General features: G+C 66.7%; 12 protein-coding genes and 1 riboswitch. Of the genes, 3 read left to right on the forward strand and 9 right to left on the reverse strand.

Annotated features, from left to right (window positions below; translation table 11 throughout):
• Positions 1-77 precede the first annotated feature (77 nt).
• The 3 genes from nrdR to ACGLHS_RS13085 all read right to left on the reverse strand — a co-directional run bounded on the left by nrdR (position 78) and on the right by ACGLHS_RS13085 (position 2,830).
• Positions 78-521: a transcriptional regulator NrdR gene (gene nrdR / locus ACGLHS_RS13075; RefSeq protein WP_093246962.1), complete on the reverse strand. Its 444-nt coding sequence runs from the start codon at positions 519-521 to the stop codon at positions 78-80.
• A 34-nt stretch (positions 522-555) separates the two neighbouring features.
• Entirely contained in the window at positions 556-1,800 is a 1,245-nt protein-coding gene (gene glyA / locus ACGLHS_RS13080; protein ID WP_093246963.1) for a serine hydroxymethyltransferase, read from the reverse strand.
• Positions 1,801-1,838: 38 nt separating this feature from the next.
• A riboswitch (ZMP/ZTP riboswitch) is annotated at positions 1,839-1,964 on the reverse strand.
• Positions 1,965-1,993: 29 nt separating this feature from the next.
• A complete protein-coding gene (locus tag ACGLHS_RS13085) occupies positions 1,994-2,830 on the reverse strand; it encodes a lytic transglycosylase domain-containing protein (RefSeq protein WP_093246964.1) in 837 nt (278 codons plus the stop codon).
• 604 nt (positions 2,831-3,434) lie between these two features.
• Between ACGLHS_RS13085 and ACGLHS_RS13090 the strand changes: the two genes are divergently transcribed.
• Entirely contained in the window at positions 3,435-7,262 is a 3,828-nt protein-coding gene (locus ACGLHS_RS13090; protein WP_394480230.1) for a DUF748 domain-containing protein, read from the forward strand.
• Between the two features lie 191 nt (positions 7,263-7,453).
• Positions 7,454-10,324 (forward strand): DUF349 domain-containing protein, encoded by a 2,871-nt coding sequence (locus ACGLHS_RS13095; RefSeq protein ID WP_394480232.1) that lies wholly within the window; start codon positions 7,454-7,456, stop codon positions 10,322-10,324.
• An 82-nt stretch (positions 10,325-10,406) separates the two neighbouring features.
• On the opposite strand, the gene ACGLHS_RS13100 is transcribed toward ACGLHS_RS13095, so the two are convergent.
• The 6 genes from ACGLHS_RS13100 to ACGLHS_RS13125 form a co-directional block, all read right to left on the reverse strand.
• On the reverse strand, positions 10,407-11,003 hold the full coding sequence (locus tag ACGLHS_RS13100) for a hypothetical protein (RefSeq protein ID WP_394480234.1): 597 nt from the start codon (positions 11,001-11,003) through the stop codon (positions 10,407-10,409).
• A 94-nt stretch (positions 11,004-11,097) separates the two neighbouring features.
• The gene (locus ACGLHS_RS13105) at positions 11,098-11,889 is read right to left on the reverse strand and encodes a zinc-dependent peptidase (RefSeq protein WP_394480236.1); all 792 of its coding nucleotides are present in this window, start codon (positions 11,887-11,889) and stop codon (positions 11,098-11,100) included.
• A gap of 16 nt (positions 11,890-11,905) precedes the next feature.
• A complete protein-coding gene (locus tag ACGLHS_RS13110; protein WP_394480238.1) occupies positions 11,906-12,682 on the reverse strand; it encodes a UDP-2,3-diacylglucosamine diphosphatase in 777 nt (258 codons plus the stop codon).
• Positions 12,683-12,701: 19 nt separating this feature from the next.
• On the reverse strand, positions 12,702-13,214 hold the full coding sequence (locus ACGLHS_RS13115) for a peptidylprolyl isomerase (protein WP_394480240.1): 513 nt from the start codon (positions 13,212-13,214) through the stop codon (positions 12,702-12,704).
• A 27-nt stretch (positions 13,215-13,241) separates the two neighbouring features.
• Positions 13,242-13,835 (reverse strand): peptidylprolyl isomerase, encoded by a 594-nt coding sequence (locus ACGLHS_RS13120; RefSeq protein WP_176801271.1) that lies wholly within the window; start codon positions 13,833-13,835, stop codon positions 13,242-13,244.
• Positions 13,836-13,921: 86 nt separating this feature from the next.
• Entirely contained in the window at positions 13,922-14,512 is a 591-nt protein-coding gene (locus ACGLHS_RS13125; protein WP_394480243.1) for a tetratricopeptide repeat protein, read from the reverse strand.
• Positions 14,513-14,705: 193 nt separating this feature from the next.
• Between ACGLHS_RS13125 and cysS the strand changes: the two genes are divergently transcribed.
• Positions 14,706-16,082 (forward strand): cysteine--tRNA ligase, encoded by a 1,377-nt coding sequence (gene cysS / locus ACGLHS_RS13130; RefSeq protein WP_394480245.1) that lies wholly within the window; start codon positions 14,706-14,708, stop codon positions 16,080-16,082.
• Positions 16,083-16,096: the final 14 nt, after the last annotated feature.

Raw genomic sequence — 16,096 nt, forward strand, 5'->3', positions numbered from 1 at the left:
CGGCCGGCTGGCAGGGTGTGAAAAAGCTGCAGCGTGCCCCGGGGCGCGCTGCAGGTGGTTCGTTCACGACGTGTATGTCAGATGTCCCGCAGCAGCTGCCGGAACTCGTCCACGTCCTCGAAACTGCGATACACCGAGGCAAAGCGCACGTAAGCCACCTTGTCCATGCGCTTGAGTTCGCGCATCACCAGTTCGCCGACCTTGGTCGAGTCGATTTCGCGCAGGCCGCTGGCCAGCAGCTTTTGCTCGATGCGCAGCAGGGCGTTGTCGATCTGCTCGATGCTCACCGGCCGCTTGCGCAGCGCCAGCATCATCGAGGCGCGCACCTTGCTCGAATCGAAGTCGGCGCGGCTGCCGTCCTTCTTGACGACGACCGGGAAGTTGACGTCGGGCCGCTCGTAGGTGGTGAAGCGCTTGTCGCAGGCGCTGCACTGGCGGCGCCTGCGGACGAAGTCGGCGTCTTCCGACACGCGGGTCTCGACGACCTGCGTTTCAAGATGACCGCAAAAAGGGCACTTCATGCGGCCATCACGATGCCGGGCGCTGCTTCGGGGTTCAGCGGTAGACCGGGAACCGGCTCGTCAGTGCATGCACCTTGGCGCGCACCGCGTCGATGTTCGCCGCGTCGCGCGGGTTCTCGAGCACGTCGGCGATCAGGTTCGCGGTGATGCGGGCTTCTTCGTCCTTGAAGCCGCGGGTGGTCATGGCCGGGGTGCCGATGCGCACGCCGCTGGTGACCATCGGCTTTTCGGGGTCGTTCGGGATCGCGTTCTTGTTGATCGTCATGTGGGCGCTGCCCAGCACGGCTTCGGCTTCCTTGCCGGTGATGCCCTTGGCGCGCAGGTCGACCAGCATCAGGTGGCTTTCGGTGCGGCCGCTCACGATGCGCAGGCCGCGTTCGGTGAGGGTGTCGGCCACGATCTTTGCGTTCTTGACCACCTGTTGCTGGTAGGCCTTGAACTCGGGCGACATGGCTTCCTTGAACGCGACGGCCTTGGCGGCGATCACGTGCATCAGCGGGCCGCCTTGCAGGCCGGGGAAGATCGCGCTGTTGATGGCCTTTTCGTGCTGCGACTTCATCAGGATGATGCCGCCGCGCGGGCCGCGCAGGCTCTTGTGGGTGGTCGATGTGACGATGTCGGCGTGCGGCACCGGGTTCGGGTACACGCCCGCGGCCACGAGGCCGGCGTAGTGGGCGATGTCGACCATGAAGATCGCGCCGACGTCCTTGGCCACCTTGGCGAAGCGCTCGAAGTCGATGTGCAGCGAGTAGGCCGAGGCGCCCGCGATGATCAGCTTGGGCATGTGCTCGTGCGCCTTGCGTTCCATCGCGTCGTAGTCGATGGCTTCGTTGGCGTCCAGGCCGTAGCTCACCACGTTGAACCACTTGCCGCTCATGTTCAGGGGCATGCCATGGGTCAGGTGGCCGCCTTCGGCCAGGCTCATGCCCATGATGGTGTCGCCGGGCTTCAGGAAGGCGAGCATCACGGCTTCGTTGGCCGAGGCACCGCAATGCGGCTGCACGTTGGCGGCGTCGGCGCCGAATATCTGCTTGATGCGGTCGATGGCCAGTTGCTCGGCCACGTCGACGTGCTCGCAGCCGCCGTAGTAGCGCTTGCCCGGGTAGCCTTCGGCGTACTTGTTGGTGAGCTGCGAGCCCTGGGCGGCCATGACGGCGGGCGAGGCGTAGTTCTCGCTGGCGATCAGCTCGATGTGATGTTCCTGGCGCGCGTTTTCGGCTTGAATGGCGGCCCAGATTTCGGGGTCGGTCTGTTCGACCAGGATATTGCGTTGGTACATGGCAGTCCTTTGAAGACGAGGTCCTTGTTCAACCAAACAAGGGCTGCCCAGGCGAACGGCTGAACGCCTGTTGTGGTCAGGCGGCACGCTTCCCAGTGGTATTCCACGTCAGCGCGTGGCACCTTTTCAGGGTGCTGCGCCTATCGCCAGTCGCGTACCGGCCGAGTGTAGCTCACACCCGGCCACCAGCACTTCAGGAAACGGCGGAAAGCAGCGCGACCTTGGCCGGCTCGGCGCCTTCTTCCGGCTGCTTGGCCGGCGCCACCACGGGGATCGGCTGCGAACGCACGGCCGGCGGCAGCACCGACGGTGCGCGGCCGTTGGCCACCTGCAGCAGGCGTTCGTGCTCGGCCATCACCTTGCTGGCGTAGCCGCCGTCGTCTTCGAGGTTGGCCGCGCCTACGTAGTAGCGCAGGCCGCCTTCGAGCGAGCCGGCACGGGCGATGCATTCCTGCAGGACCTTCACGCCGACGCGCATGTTCGTCACCGGGTCGAAGGCGGTGAGCGTGCCGCCCGCGCTTTCGTACTTGTCGCCGTGCACGCGGGTCATGACCTGCATGAGGCCTTGCGCGCCCACCTGGCTTTGGGCGAACGGGTTGAAGCTGGATTCGACGGCCATGATCGCGAGGATCAGCGTCGGGTCGATCTTCGTGCGCTTGCCGATGCCATAGGCCTCGGCGACCAGCACGCTCAGCGGCTCGGCGGCCACGCGGTACTTCTTGCTCAGCCAGTAGGCCACCGCGGCTTGCTGCTTGGGCAGCTCGCTGGGGCTCGCGGCCGTGGTGCGCTCGATGGCGGTCGGCTCGAGGTCGGTGGCTTCAGGCGCGGGCTTGCGCGACTGCAGCCAGCCCATCAATTGCTCTTCACCGGTCTTGCGCAGGTCGGGCCGCGCCACGAGGGCGAGGGCCGCGAACACGATGGCCAGACCGACCAGTGCGAACCCGTTATGGGTGATTTCAAAAAAGCCGTCTGCCACATCGGACACAAAGGTCCTTAGCCCGCGGGCTGTGGCATCAAACGCCTTGTTCATCGCTCTTCCTTTCTGTGCGGCACCCGAACCGCAACGCCTGGAGCAGGCGAGGGATGAGGGCAGCGGCGCTTGGATTGGTACGAATCAGGTTCCGCGCATGGAAGGAGGGGTTAGGAGCGCGGTGACCTGATCAAGCCGGGGGAGTAGTTCGGCAGCGGATTCAGGGAGGCCCCGCTGCGTCCGGCAGTCAGGGCAGGCCGGATTCTAGCGTGGCTAAATACACGGTCAAGTATAACAAATTGGTTTCTTATGCTAATAGTTGTTTAAAAAATTGGCCGCGGTAGAGGTGTTTCGGCTTAAGGGAAAGCCCTCGGAAGATTCGATTTGCAATGCGAGGGTGCGGCACCTAATCTGAACGGGCCTGAGGTTTCAGGCGTTTTTCCGAGGTCCGGCAGCCCGAGGTGCAAGTCAAGGGTTCGAAAGACCGAGGATCCACGGTGGCAATCTCTTGCTGCCAGCACGGCGGGAACCATTGACTTCCGGTCGCGCGAATCGATGGCATGGGTCTTGTGCCCGCCATCAAGCCCGGTGACGAGACATCCCGTCGAGCCACCGGGCTTTCTTGCTTCTGGGATTGCGCACGCGTTTGCGGCACACTTCCGCGATGAACGTAGCTTCGATCAAACAAAACAAATGGGTGCGACGTGGGATCGTCGCGGTGCTGGTTCTTCTGGCCTTCTGGGTCATTGCCTGGCTGGCGGTGCCTCCGATTGCCAAGAGCCAGATCCAGAAGATCGCGAGCGAGAAACTCGGCCGGCAGGTCACGGTCGGCAAGGTCGATTTCAAGCCCTGGACGCTGGAGCTCACGCTGAGCGACCTGCACATTGCCACCGCCGACGGCAGCAAGTCGCAAGTGGCCATCCAGCGCATCTACGCGGACGGCGAGCTTCAGTCGATCTTCCGTCTTGCGCCGGTGGTCGATGCGGTCACGGTGGATGGCCCCGCCATCCTGCTCACGCACCAGGCCGACGGCAAATACGACATCGACGACATCCTGGCCAAGCTCTCGGCCGGCCCGCCGCCCGACCCGAACGCCAAGCCGGCACGCTTTGCCATCTACAACATCGCGATCAATGGCGGCTCGGTCGACTTCGACGACCAGACGGTTCATCGCAAGCACGAGCTGCGCGACTTCGTGCTCCAGGTGCCTTTCCTGAGCAACCTTGCTTCGAAGCGCGACGTCAACACCGAACCCAAGCTCGCCTTCACGCTCAACGGCAGCAAGTTCGACTCGGCCGCCTTCACCGCGCCTTTTTCCGAAAACCGCAAGACCGACGCCCACGTGCAGTTCAAGGGCCTCGACCTGGTGCCGTACCTTGGCTACATCCCTGGTGGCCTGCCGGTGCGCCTGCAGGCTGGCAGCCTGGACGCCGACCTGAAGATCGGCTTCGAGCAGGGCGCCACGACCGGCCTGAAGATCACCGGCACCGTCGAAGCGCACACCGCCAAGGTGGCCGACGCGCGCGGCCGCGACCTGCTGGGCTTCGAGTCGCTCAAGCTGGCGCTTGCCGATGTGCGGCCGCTGGAGTCGGTGTTCCATCTGAGCGAGATCGCCCTGGTCAATCCGCAACTGGCTGTCGCGCGCGACGCGGCCGGTCAGCTCAACCTGCTGGCCACCGACCCCGCCACCGGTGCGACGGAGAAGGCGGCGCCTTTGCCCGCCGCGGCCGCCAGCGCTCCCGCGGGCAAGCCGGCTGAAAAAGCCGCGCTGAAGGTGCAGGTCGACAAAGTCGCGCTGAGCGGTGGCCGCATCGGCTGGCGTGACGAGACCGTCAAGCCCGCTGCTGCCGTCGACCTGACCGACCTCGGCATCGACGTCACTGGCGTCACCTGGCCGATGGAAAAGCCGGCCGAGTTCAACGGTGGCACCGCCATCGCCGGCGCCAGCCTCAAGTTCAAGGGCAGCGCGACCGACAAGGTGGCCGACGTGCAGACCGAGGTCGATGCACTGCCGCTGTCGCTCGCCGCGCCTTATCTGGCACAGAGCCTGGAGCCCACGCTGGACGGCAAGCTCAGCGGGCAGATCGACATCGCCTGGGCCCAGCCCGAGCTGAAGTTCAAGGCGCGCCGCCTGTCCGCCGACGGGCTGGCGTTGACGCAGGCCAAGACCGCGCTGGCCAGCGTCGGCCGCTTCGAGCTGGTCGATGCCGAGGTCGACATGACGAAGCACACCTTGAACGTGGCCTCGTTCACCGCGACCAACCCCAAGGTGCGCGTCGAGCGCGACAACGAGAAGCGCTGGATGTTCGAGCGCTGGCTCAAGACGCCGGCCGGCGGCGGCACCAAGGAAGTCGAAGCCAAGGTGGCCGCGCCCAAGCCCGCCGCCGCGCAAGCGCCGCAGCCCGGCGCCAACACCAAGCCGTGGGCGCTGACCATCGGCACCGTGGCGGTCGACAACGGCAGCCTCTCTTATTCAGACAAGGCAAGCGCCACGCCAGTGGCGGTCGAGGTCACGGCCTTCAAGCTCAATGCCCAGAAGATCGCGCCGGACACCAACACCGTCTCGCCGCTGCAGGTCTCGGGGCGCATCGGGTCCGCGGGCCGCTCGGCCGATCCGGGGCGCTTCGACTACAAGGGCAACCTCGTGCTGAAGCCGCTGGCGGCCGAAGGCCGGCTGGAGATCGCGTCCTTCCCGGCGCATGCCTTCAAGGCCTACTACGCCGACGCGCTCAACGTCGACATCCGCCGCGCCTTCGCAAGCTACCGCGGCACGGTGCACTACACGACCACCCCGGCGGGCATGAGCGTCAAGCTCGCTGGCGACACAGCGCTCGACGACTTCCGCGCCAACAGCGTTTCGCTGACCCAGTCGCCGGGCTTCGACCGCAACAACAACCAGTTGCTGAGCTGGAAGACCCTGAGCCTGCGCGGCCTGCAGGTCAGCATGGCACCCAACACGGCGCCGGCCGTGGACGTGCGCGAAACCACGCTGACCGACTTCTTCGCCCGCGTGATCGTCGACCCGACCGGCCGCCTCAACCTGCTGAACCTGACGAAGAAGGGCGAGGCCGAAGCCAACGCTGCCGCAGCAGCGGCCGGCGAAGCCAGCACCCGCAAGGGCCCGGGCGGCACCACCACCACGACCCGCGCGGCGCCGGCACCGAAGGCGACAGGCGGTGCGCCGGTGTCGGCCGAAGCCATGGTCGGCGGAGCCACCGAACCGGCCAAGCCGGCGGCTGCCGCAGCGCCCGTTGCCACCGCGCAGGCGGCCGACGCGGGCCTGGCACCCGTCATCAACTTCGGGCCGATGAGCCTGGTCAACGGCAAGATCGACTTCACCGACCTGTTCGTCAAGCCCAACTACTCGGCCGATCTCAGCGAGCTGACCGGCAAGCTCAGTTCGTTCTCGTCCAACCCGCCGAAGGGCGAGGGCGGCCGGCCCGCGCTGGCCGACCTCGAATTGCGCGGCAAGGCGCAGCAGACCGCCGCGCTCGAAATCACCGGCAAGCTCAATCCGCTGGCCAAGCCGCTCGAGCTGGACATCACCGCCAAGATGCGCGACCTCGACCTGGCGCCACTGTCGCCGTACTCGGTTCGCTATGCGGGCCATGGCATCGAGCGCGGCAAGATGAGCATGGACGTCAACTACAAGGTGGCGGCCGATGGTCAGCTGACGGCCACCAACAAGCTGGTGCTCAACCAGCTGCAGTTCGGCGACGAGGTGGCGGGCGCACCTGCCAGCCTCCCTGTGAAGCTGGCCGTGGCCCTGCTGGCCGACCGCAATGGCGTGATCGACGTCGACCTGCCGCTCAGCGGCTCGCTGAACGACCCGCAGTTCAGCGTCGGTCCGCTGATCTGGAAGGCCGTGGTCAACCTGATCGGCAAGGCGATCACGGCACCGTTCAGCCTGCTCACGGGCGGGCTTGGCGGCGGCAGCGGCGAATCGAGCGCCATCACCTTCGAGCCGGGCAGCTCGACACTCAGCGATTCGGCCAAGGAGAGCCTGGGCAAGGTCGTGAAGGCACTGACCGACCGGCCGTCGCTGCAGATGACCGTGATCGGCACCTCCAGCCTCGAAAAGGAACGCGACGCCTACCAGCGCCAGCGCCTGCGCCAGCTCACCCTGGCCGAGAAGCGCCGCATCGCGGTGCGCGGCGGCCAGACCGGCACCGACGTGCCGCCGGTCACCGATGCCGAATACCCCGAGCTGCTGACCGCCGTCTACAAGCGCGCCGACATCACCAAGCCGCGCAACATGGTCGGCCTGGCCAAGGACCTGCCTGTGAAGGAAATGGAAAACTTGCTCCTCGCAAGCGTGCCGGTCGACGAAGAGTCGATGCGGCAGCTCGCGGTCGAGCGCGGCGCCGCCGTGCGCGACTACCTGCTCGCGCAGAAGCTGCCGAGCGAGCGCCTGTTCCTGGGCGCGGTGCGCACCACGGCCAGCGGCGCCGACTGGAAGCCGGGCGCCGAGCTCAGCCTGACCATGAAGTGAGGAGGCCGGGACTTGGTTTTTTCCTTCAGCTTGCTATATATGTAGTCCGTTAATCTCCCCGCCTACAGCCCCGCGTTCGCCGCAGTCCCGCAACGGATTTCAGCGGCCAACCGCAAGTGGGTGAAAATGTCGATGTGCGCCGGCCTTTGCCGGCGCCTTCGCTTTCTCTACTAAGACAACGATTTCGCGCAGTGACCTCTACTTCTTCCAAGCCACACGACCTTCAGGCCCTCGACACGCTCACCGGCGGCGCCTTCACCGCGCCAACCTCCGGCGAGCGCGCCGCGCGCATCCGCGACTGGCTCGCGGGCAACCCCGCGCCCGAGCAGATGCAGGAAGTCTTCAAGGAGCTGAGCGGTCGCGACAAGGGCGCCGCGCGCCTGCTGCGCGAGAAACTCGATGAGCTCAAGCGCGCCAAGGGCCAGGAGGCCATCGCCGCCGAATGGGCGCAGAAGGCCGAGGCACTGCTGGGCCAGTCCAAGCTCAACATCGCCGATGCCCTGGCCTGGCAGCGCGACGCCGCCAAGGCGGGCGCACCGCTGTCGCGCGAGCCGCTGGCCGGGCTGAAGCTCAAGCTGGCCGAACGCGTCAAGGGCATCGAAGACCTGCAGCATCGCGCCCAGGTACACCGCGAAGCCGCCGTGCTGTTGGCACAGCGTTTCGAAGTGCTTTCCACCAAGGGCTGGCAAGACGCCCAGGCGGCTGAAGAATCGCTGCGCGCCGACGTCACTCATTGGCAGCAACAGGCAACCGAGATCACCTCCGACGTCAACTGGAGCAGCCTGGACGCCAAGTTCGCGCCGCAGCTCGAATCGTCGAAGTCGCAACTGCTGGTGGTGTCCGACGCTTTCCACGGCGCGCTGGCCCTGGCGATTGCCGCTGCCGCCGACGCTGCGGCTCCGCTGCCGCCCGTGCCCGTGTGGGCCGATGAGCTGCGCGCCGCGCGCGGCGAAGTCGTGGTGCCCAAGGCCGCCGCACCCGCGCGGCCCGCTGCGCCCAAGGTCGATCCGGCCGTGCGCGCCGCCGCGCAAGACGCCGTGCAGGCCGCGCTCGCCAAGCTTGAACAGGAAACCGCCGAAGGCCACGGCAAGGCCAGCGCCGGTGCGGCCGCCACGTTGCGCGCTGTGCTCAAGGAGCACGGCAAGCTGGTCGAGGCCCCGCTCGAAGCCCGCGTGCATGCTGCGCTGGTCGCCGCCGGCGAACTTGAAGGCTGGCAACGCTGGAGCGCCGACAAGGTGCGCGAAGACCTCGTCGCCAAGGCCGAAGGCCTGCTCAAGCGTCCCGAAGGCCAGGCCCTCGGTGGCCGCAAGATGCAGGAAACCCTGCGCGCGCTGCGCGACCAGTGGAAGCAGGCCGACCAGGGCGGCGTGCCGAACCACGCGCTCTGGAAGCGTTTCGACGAAGCCTGCAACGAGGCCCACAAGGTCGTCGAGGCCTGGCTCGAAAAGGTGCGCGCAGATGCCGCCGAGCACCGTGCGCATCGCGTCGCACTGATCGAAGAAGTCAAGGCCTGGGCTGCCGCGCATGCCGACGCCGCCGACCTGAAGGCGCACAACCGCGCGCTGCACCAGTTCGCCGACCGCTGGCGCGATGCCGGCCATGTGGGCGAGAAGGTGTTTGCCGAACTGCAACCGCTGTGGAACGAAGCTTTCGGCGCCGCCCGCGCACCCTTCGAGACCGCGCAAAAGGCCAGCGTCGAACGCCGCCAGGCCATGATCGCCGAGGCTGTCGAGCTGGGTGCCCAGCCCGTGTTGCGCATCGACGCCGTCAAGGCGCTGCAGCAGCGCTGGCAGGCCGAGGCGCAAGGTGTGCCGCTCGACCGCCGCCATGAACAGAAGATGTGGGACGCCTTCCGCGCGCCCATCGACGAAGCCTTCAACCGCAAGACCGCCGAGCGCGAAAAGGCATCGTCTGCGATGAGCGAGCACGACCGCCACGTGCTCGAAGCTTCCAAGGCGCTGGACGCTGCCAATGCCGGCGGCGACGTGCAGAAGATTCGTGCCGCCATCGCCCGCCTCGAAGGCGCGCTGCGTGGCGAAGTACCGCCGCCAGCACCCAAGGCCGAGCAGGCGAGCGACGGTCCGTCCGTGGGCGCGACCGAGGTGGTTGCACCGGGTCAGGCCGCTGCTGAATTCGGCGAAAGCGCCGGGCAGGCGCCGAGCCCGAGCGACGCACAGGCTTCGCCCGGTACGCACGCCGATGCCGCATCCGCAGCGTCGGCCGACCTGGTGGCACCTGCCGATGGCGCCGATGCATCGGCCCGCTCGGACAGCCAGGCACACGAGGCCGGTGAAGCCGCTGCAGCCGAAAGCCCGGCGCCCGCCGCTGCGCCCAAGCCGGCTCCCAAGCCTGTCGTGGCCATGCGTGGCGACGACCGCCCGAGCAGCAAGAAGAACGAGGCGGCACCTGTCGCCCGTGGCGCCGGTGGCCGTTTCGGCGATCGCCGCGATGGCGGCCGGCCCGGTGCGGGCGGCCCGGGTCGTCCGGGTGGCGACCGTGGCGCACCGCGCTCCGACGCGCGCGGCGACCGCGGTGCCCCAGGCGGCCCCGGTGGTCGTTTCGGCGACCGTCCGCCGCGCTTCGAAGACCGTGGTCCCCGTCTCGGCGATGCCGCCTTCCGCGCCCAGCGCGAGGCGCTCGAGCGCGCGGACATGGCGCTGCGCAAGCTCGCGGCCCAGGCCCATGGCGAGGCGCTGACCCAGGTGCTCGGCGCCTGGGAGCAACGCGATGCCGCCCGCCTGCCAAGCGTTCAGGAACTCGGCCGCGCGGTCACCCCCGCGGTGCGTACAGGCTGGTCGCAGGCGCTGGGCTCAGCGCCAACGGCCGCCGCTGGTGACGCCGCCGAAGCACTGCTGCGTCTCGAAATGGCTGCTGAAGTGCCGACGCCCGCAGAGCAACTCGATGCGCGCCGCGCGCTGCAGCTCAAGCTGCTGACGAAGCGCGGCGATCCGGCACCGGCGCAGACCTGGGGCCAGGACGCCGGCAAGGTGCTGGCTGCGGCGCATGACGCGGCCAGCGCGCGTCGTTTGCAGAACGCGCTGAAGGCACTGCTGCGCAAGTAAGGGCAGGGCCAGCCGGCAACCACGAAAAAGGCGCCCCGCGGGGCGCCTTTTCTTTGGGGAATACGCAGGCTTCCGGGCCGCGTCAGACCTTCTCGCCGATCACCGGCGTCTGGACCGCGGCAGCTTGCTCTGCCGCGTACCCGCTGGCGATCTTCCGCCGGACGAACAGCCCGCCGATGCCCAGCAGCAGCGCAATCGCACCGACGATCAGCGTGCCCTTGTCCGTTGCGCTCGACGCGGCCGCCTTGTCCTTGATTTCCATGATCTTTTGCACCTCGGCCAGCGCGAGCACCGGCTGGCCCTTGAGCTTGACCTCGTACACAAGGTTGTTGTCCGAAGGATCGACGCGCACGTCGACGGCCTCGTCGATCAGGGGTTCGAGCTTCTTGCGGCCGACCGCGTAGTCCACGCGCCATTTTTCGGTGCTGCCATCGGCCAGCTTGGCGTCGAGCACGAAGTAGTGGCGCGTCGTGCTGCCGCCGCGGCGGCGCTTGGTGGTCTCGGTGATTTCGCTGCCGCTGACGATCGTGCCGCTCTTGGCAACCAGGTCTTCCACGGCCGTGCCGTGCGTGTCGGCGCCGGCCTTGAATTGCGCGTACGCGGCCCAGCCGAGGATGCCGATGCCGAACAGCAGTGCAATCCAGGCTTTGCCCGTCAGTTGATAGAACCAATCCCTCATGTTGTTTACCTTTTTTGGCGAGTTGATAACCCGTCAATGGTAAGGGTTGGATTGCTATCGATTGCGTAGCGCTATGTCTAGCAAGGGCGCGGGTTCATGGCCTTTTAGGCAGAAAGAATTCATCGAAAAGCGCGAGCACTTCGGGGAAGTCGCGGCCGAAATTCGCGCGGTTCACGAAGTAGGCCTCGCAGGCCACCGCGAAGAACTCACTGAGCGACGTCGCGCCATAGGCGTCGAGCCAGGGCGGCTCGGCGCCGAACCGGTCGGCCAGGATGGTCTTTTCGCGAAAGTCCTCGTAGGCGGGTTTCAGCACGGCCAGCCATGCAGCACGGGCTTCGCGCGCGTTGCGACGGCCGGCAAAGCCGGGTGGCAAGGGCGGGCAGCCATTGGCGTCGCCGCTGCGCATGTCGATCTTGTGAGCGAACTCGTGGATGACGACGTTGTAGCCGCGCTCGCTGGTGACGCTGCTCGCGAGCACGTCGTCCCAGCTCAGCATCACGGGGCCGCGGTCCATCGCTTCGCCGGCCACGACTTCGTTGTACTCGTGCACCACCTGGGCTTCGTCGACGATCTTGCGCCTGGCGACGACCTCGGAGCGGTGCACGACGATGCCGACGAAATCGTCGTACCAGTTCAAGCCGCCCTTGAGGTGCAGCACGGGCAGCACGGCCTGGGCCGCGATGGCCAGTGCGACTTCGTTGGTGATGGTGAAGCCCTTGGCGCCGTGGAATTCCTTGTCGCGCAGGAACTCGGCGCACAGCTGCCGCAGCCGCTGCTGTTCGGCAAGCGGGCGGTCGTCCAGGAAGGCGTAGCGCTTGAGCGCGGACTGCCAGGCGGCTTCGGGAATCGGGGGCAGGGCGCGCAGCCGGCGCAGCCACTTGAACATCGGCGGCGCGGCGCTGCTAGCGCAGGTCGACGCGTTGCGCGCCGGCAGTGGACAGGCAAAGCAACTGCGCGCGCGGCGGATGCGCGGCCGCGTCCCAGTCGCTCAGCACGATGCGGCGCAGGCCGCCTCCGAGGTCGTGATCGGCGGGGCGGTGCGTGTGGCCGTGCACCATCGCGTGGGCGCCTGCCTGCTGCAGCCACTGGCGTGCGGCGTCCGTGTCGACATCGGCCCAGACCATGGAGGGATCGCGCTTGCGGTCTTCGCTTTGCACGCGCATCGAGCGTGCGAGCGCGCGGCGCTCTTCCAGCGGCCGGGCAAGGAACGCGGCCTGCCATTCAGGCGTGCGAACCAGCGCGCGGAACTTGAGGTACTCGGTGTCTTCGAGGCAGAGGATGTCGCCGTGGCTCAGCAGCCAGCGCTGGCCGTGCAGCACCAGGACCATGGGGTCGTCGAGCAGCGTGAAGCCGCACTGCGCCGCGAGGGCGGCGCCGACGAGAAAGTCGCGGTTGCCATGCATGAAGAACACCGGCAACCGCTGCGCCGTGCGGTGCAGCAGTTCGGCACAGCGGGCCTCGAAGCCGGGCTGGACGGCGGCATCGTCGCCCACCCAGACCTCGAACAAATCGCCGAGGATGATCAGCGCATCGGCCGGCGTGGTCTGCAGATAGCCCTGCCAGGCCTCGAAGGTGGCGGGCTCGCCGGCCTGCAGGTGCAGGTCGGAGATCAGGTCGACGGTACGCCACGCGGGCGGCGCCACCAGCTCGGTAAAAGCCGGGTTCGCCACAGTGGTCATGCCGCGTCGCGCCTGTTCGTCATTCAGCGATGACGACAGCCTTTTCGATCACCACGTCTTCGAGCGGCACGTCGTCGTGGAAGCCCTTGCGGCCCGTCTTCACGGCCTTGATCTTGTCGACCACGTCGGTACCGTTGATCACCTTGCCGAACACGGCGTAGCCCCAGCCCTGGGCCGAAGGCGCGGTGTGGTTCAGGAAGCCGTTGTCCGACACGTTGATGAAGAACTGCGCGGTGGCCGAGTGGGGCGCGCTGGTGCGGGCCATGGCGACGGTGTAGTTGTCGTTCTTCAGGCCGTTGTTGGCTTCGTTCTGGATCTCGGCGCCGGTGGGCTTTTGCTTCATGCCGGGCTCGAAGCCGCCGCCTTGCACCATGAAGCCGGGGATCACGCGGTGGAACACCGTGTTGTCGTAGTGGCCCTGCTTGACGTACGAGACGAAGTTCTCGGCCGACTTCGGCGCCTTCTCGGCGTCGAGTTCGAGCGTGATCACGCCGTAGTTCTTGATGTGCAGTTCGACTTGGGGGTTGCTCATGAGGGGACTCCTTCTTCGGAAAACGGATTACTTCGCCAGCAGCGTGGCGGACTTGATGGTGACGGGTTCGACGGGCACGTTCTGCATGCCGGCCTTGTTGCCGGTCTGCACGGTGCGGATCTTGTCGACCACGTCGGTGCCGGCGACGACCTTGCCGAACACGGTGTAGCCATAGCCGTCGGGGCTGGGCGCGTTCAGCGAGTCGTTGTTCTTCACGTTGATGAAGAACTGCGAGGTGGCCGAGTCGGGGTTGCCGGTGCGGGCCATGGCGATCGTGTACTTGTCGTTCTTCAGGCCGTTGCTCGCTTCGAGCGGGATGGGCGCGCGCGTGGGCTTTTGCTGCATGTCGGCCGTGAAGCCGCCGCCCTGGATCATGAAGCCGTCGATCACGCGGTGGAACACCGTGCCGTCGTAGTGCTTGTCCTTGACGTACTGCAGGAAGTTTTCGACCGACTTGGGCGCCTTGGCGGCGTCGAGCTCGACCACGATGTCGCCAGCCGACGTCGCGAGCTTGACGCGCGGGGAGGCCGCTTGCGCGTAGCCCGTGGCGGCAAAGGTCAGTGCGGCGGCAAGCACGAGCGCGCTGCGGCGGCTGAACTGGGTGAAGGCATGGATCGTCAAGTGATGCTCCGGGTACGGATGAGGGAGGGCATGGCCTGCGCAACGGGCGCCGTTGTGCCGGCGCCGATGTAGAAGGCGACGGTTACTTACTTGCTGGTTTTGCCGACCGGCTTGCGGATGACCAGCGGCGCTGTCGGCAGTGCCGCTGCATCGGCTTCGGCCTTCGGCGTGAAGATCTGGCGGATCAGTGCCAGCTTGGGCGCGACGCTCGAATTGGTGCTCGCGAACTGCTGCGCGCGCACGTACTCTTGCGCCGCAAGACGGGCGTAGACGTCGCCGAGGTTCTCGTGCGCCGTCGCGTAGTTGGGGTTGAGCCGCAAAGCCGTTTCGAGCGCGTTGCGGGCCTGGTCGAACTTGCTTTGCGATGCGTACAGCGCGGCCAGGTTGTTGTAGGGCTCGGGCAGTTCGGGGAAGTCTTGCGTGAGCTGCGTGAACGCGGTGATGGCCTCGGCCTGCTTGTTCTGCTCGGTGAGGATCACGCCGCGCAGGAAGCGCATCTGCGGATCGCGGGGCTTGCCGGCGATGTAGGTGTCGGCCTTGGCGAGCGCCTCGTTGGGCTTGCCCTGGCGCAGCAGAAGATTCACATCGTCGTACTCGTTGGCATGTGCTGCCGAGCCCCAGAGGCTGAACAGCAGTGCGAAGGCAATGGAGAGTCTGGAGAACGCGGCGTGCTTCATGAAGCCTCTGCAGGAGTGGGGAAATCCGGGCCTGAGAAACACCCGGGAAATACTTGGCACGTGCCGTTTATACTAGGTCGATTGTAGCCGAGGGGCCATGTCGAACCCCTCGCGACCACTGCCCCCGTCACCCCTGAAAAACACCGTTGTTCGCCCGTGCCGCACGTGCGCGAAGCGACGTTTTCCGAATCTAATGAGTCTGCGCATCTACAACACGCTGTCGCGTGAATTGGAGGAATTCTCCCCATTGCACCCTGGCCAGGTGCACATGTACGTTTGCGGCATGACGGTCTACGACTACTGCCATCTCGGCCACGCGCGCTCGATGATCGCTTTCGACGTGGTGCAGCGCTGGCTCAAGGTGAGCGGCTTCGATGTGACCTATGTGCGCAACATCACCGACATCGACGACAAGATCATCCGTCGCGCCGTGGAAAACGGCGAGACCATCCGCGCGCTGACCGATCGCATGATCGATGCGCTGCACGAAGACGCCGATGCACTCGGCATCGAGCGCCCCACGCACGAGCCGCGCGCCACCGACTACATCCCGCAGATGCTGTCGATGATCGGCACGCTCGAGAAGAAGGGCCTGGCCTACCGCTCCGACAACGGCGACGTGAACTACGCGGTGCGCAAGTTTCCGGGCTACGGCAAGCTCAGCGGCAAGTCGATCGACGAGCTGCACGCCGGTGAGCGCGTGGCCGTGCTCGATGGCAAGGACGATCCGCTCGACCCGGTGCTCTGGAAGAGCGCCAAGGCCAGCGAGCCCGATGAAGTGAAGTGGGCCAGCGAGTTTGGTGCCGGACGTCCCGGCTGGCACATCGAGTGCTCGGCCATGGCCTGCGAGCTGCTCGGCGAAACGCTCGACATCCACGGCGGTGGCGAAGACCTGCAGTTCCCGCATCACGAGAACGAGATCGCGCAAAGCGAAGGCGCGACAGGCAAGCCGCTGGCCAACTACTGGATGCACAACGGCTTCATCGTGACCGACAACGAGAAGATGTCCAAGAGCCTGGGCAACTTCTTCCTGATCCGCGATGTGCTCAAGAAGTACGACGCCGAGACGATCCGTTTCTTCGTGCTGCGTGCGCACTACCGCCGCCCGCTCAACTACAGCGACGTGCATCTCGACGATGCGCGCGCATCGCTCAAGCGGCTCTACACGGCGCTCGACCTCGTGGCGCCGGCCGACGTGACGATCGACTGGGCCGACCCGTATGCCGCGCGCTTCAAGGCCGCGATGGACGAAGACTTCGCAACGCCCGAAGCCGTGGCGGTGCTGTTCGATCTGGCGGGCGAGGTCAACCGCACGCAATCGGCCACGCAGGCGGGCTTGCTGAAGGCACTGGGCGCGTGCGTGCAGATTCTGCAGGACGATCCGAAGCGTTTTCTGCGCGCCGGCACCACGCTCGACGAAGCCACCATCCAGGCGCAGATCGACGCGCGCGCTGCCGCCAAGGCCGCCAAGAATTTCGCCGAGGCCGATCGCATCCGCAAGGCACTGCTCGAGCAAGGCATCGTGCTCAAGGATTCCCCCACGGGCACGACCTGGGCGGCTGCGCAGTGAACGGAACCACGAAC

The sequence above is a fragment of the Variovorax sp. VaC1 genome (assembly GCF_043658315.1).
Taxonomy (GTDB): Bacteria; Pseudomonadota; Gammaproteobacteria; order Burkholderiales; family Burkholderiaceae_C; genus Variovorax.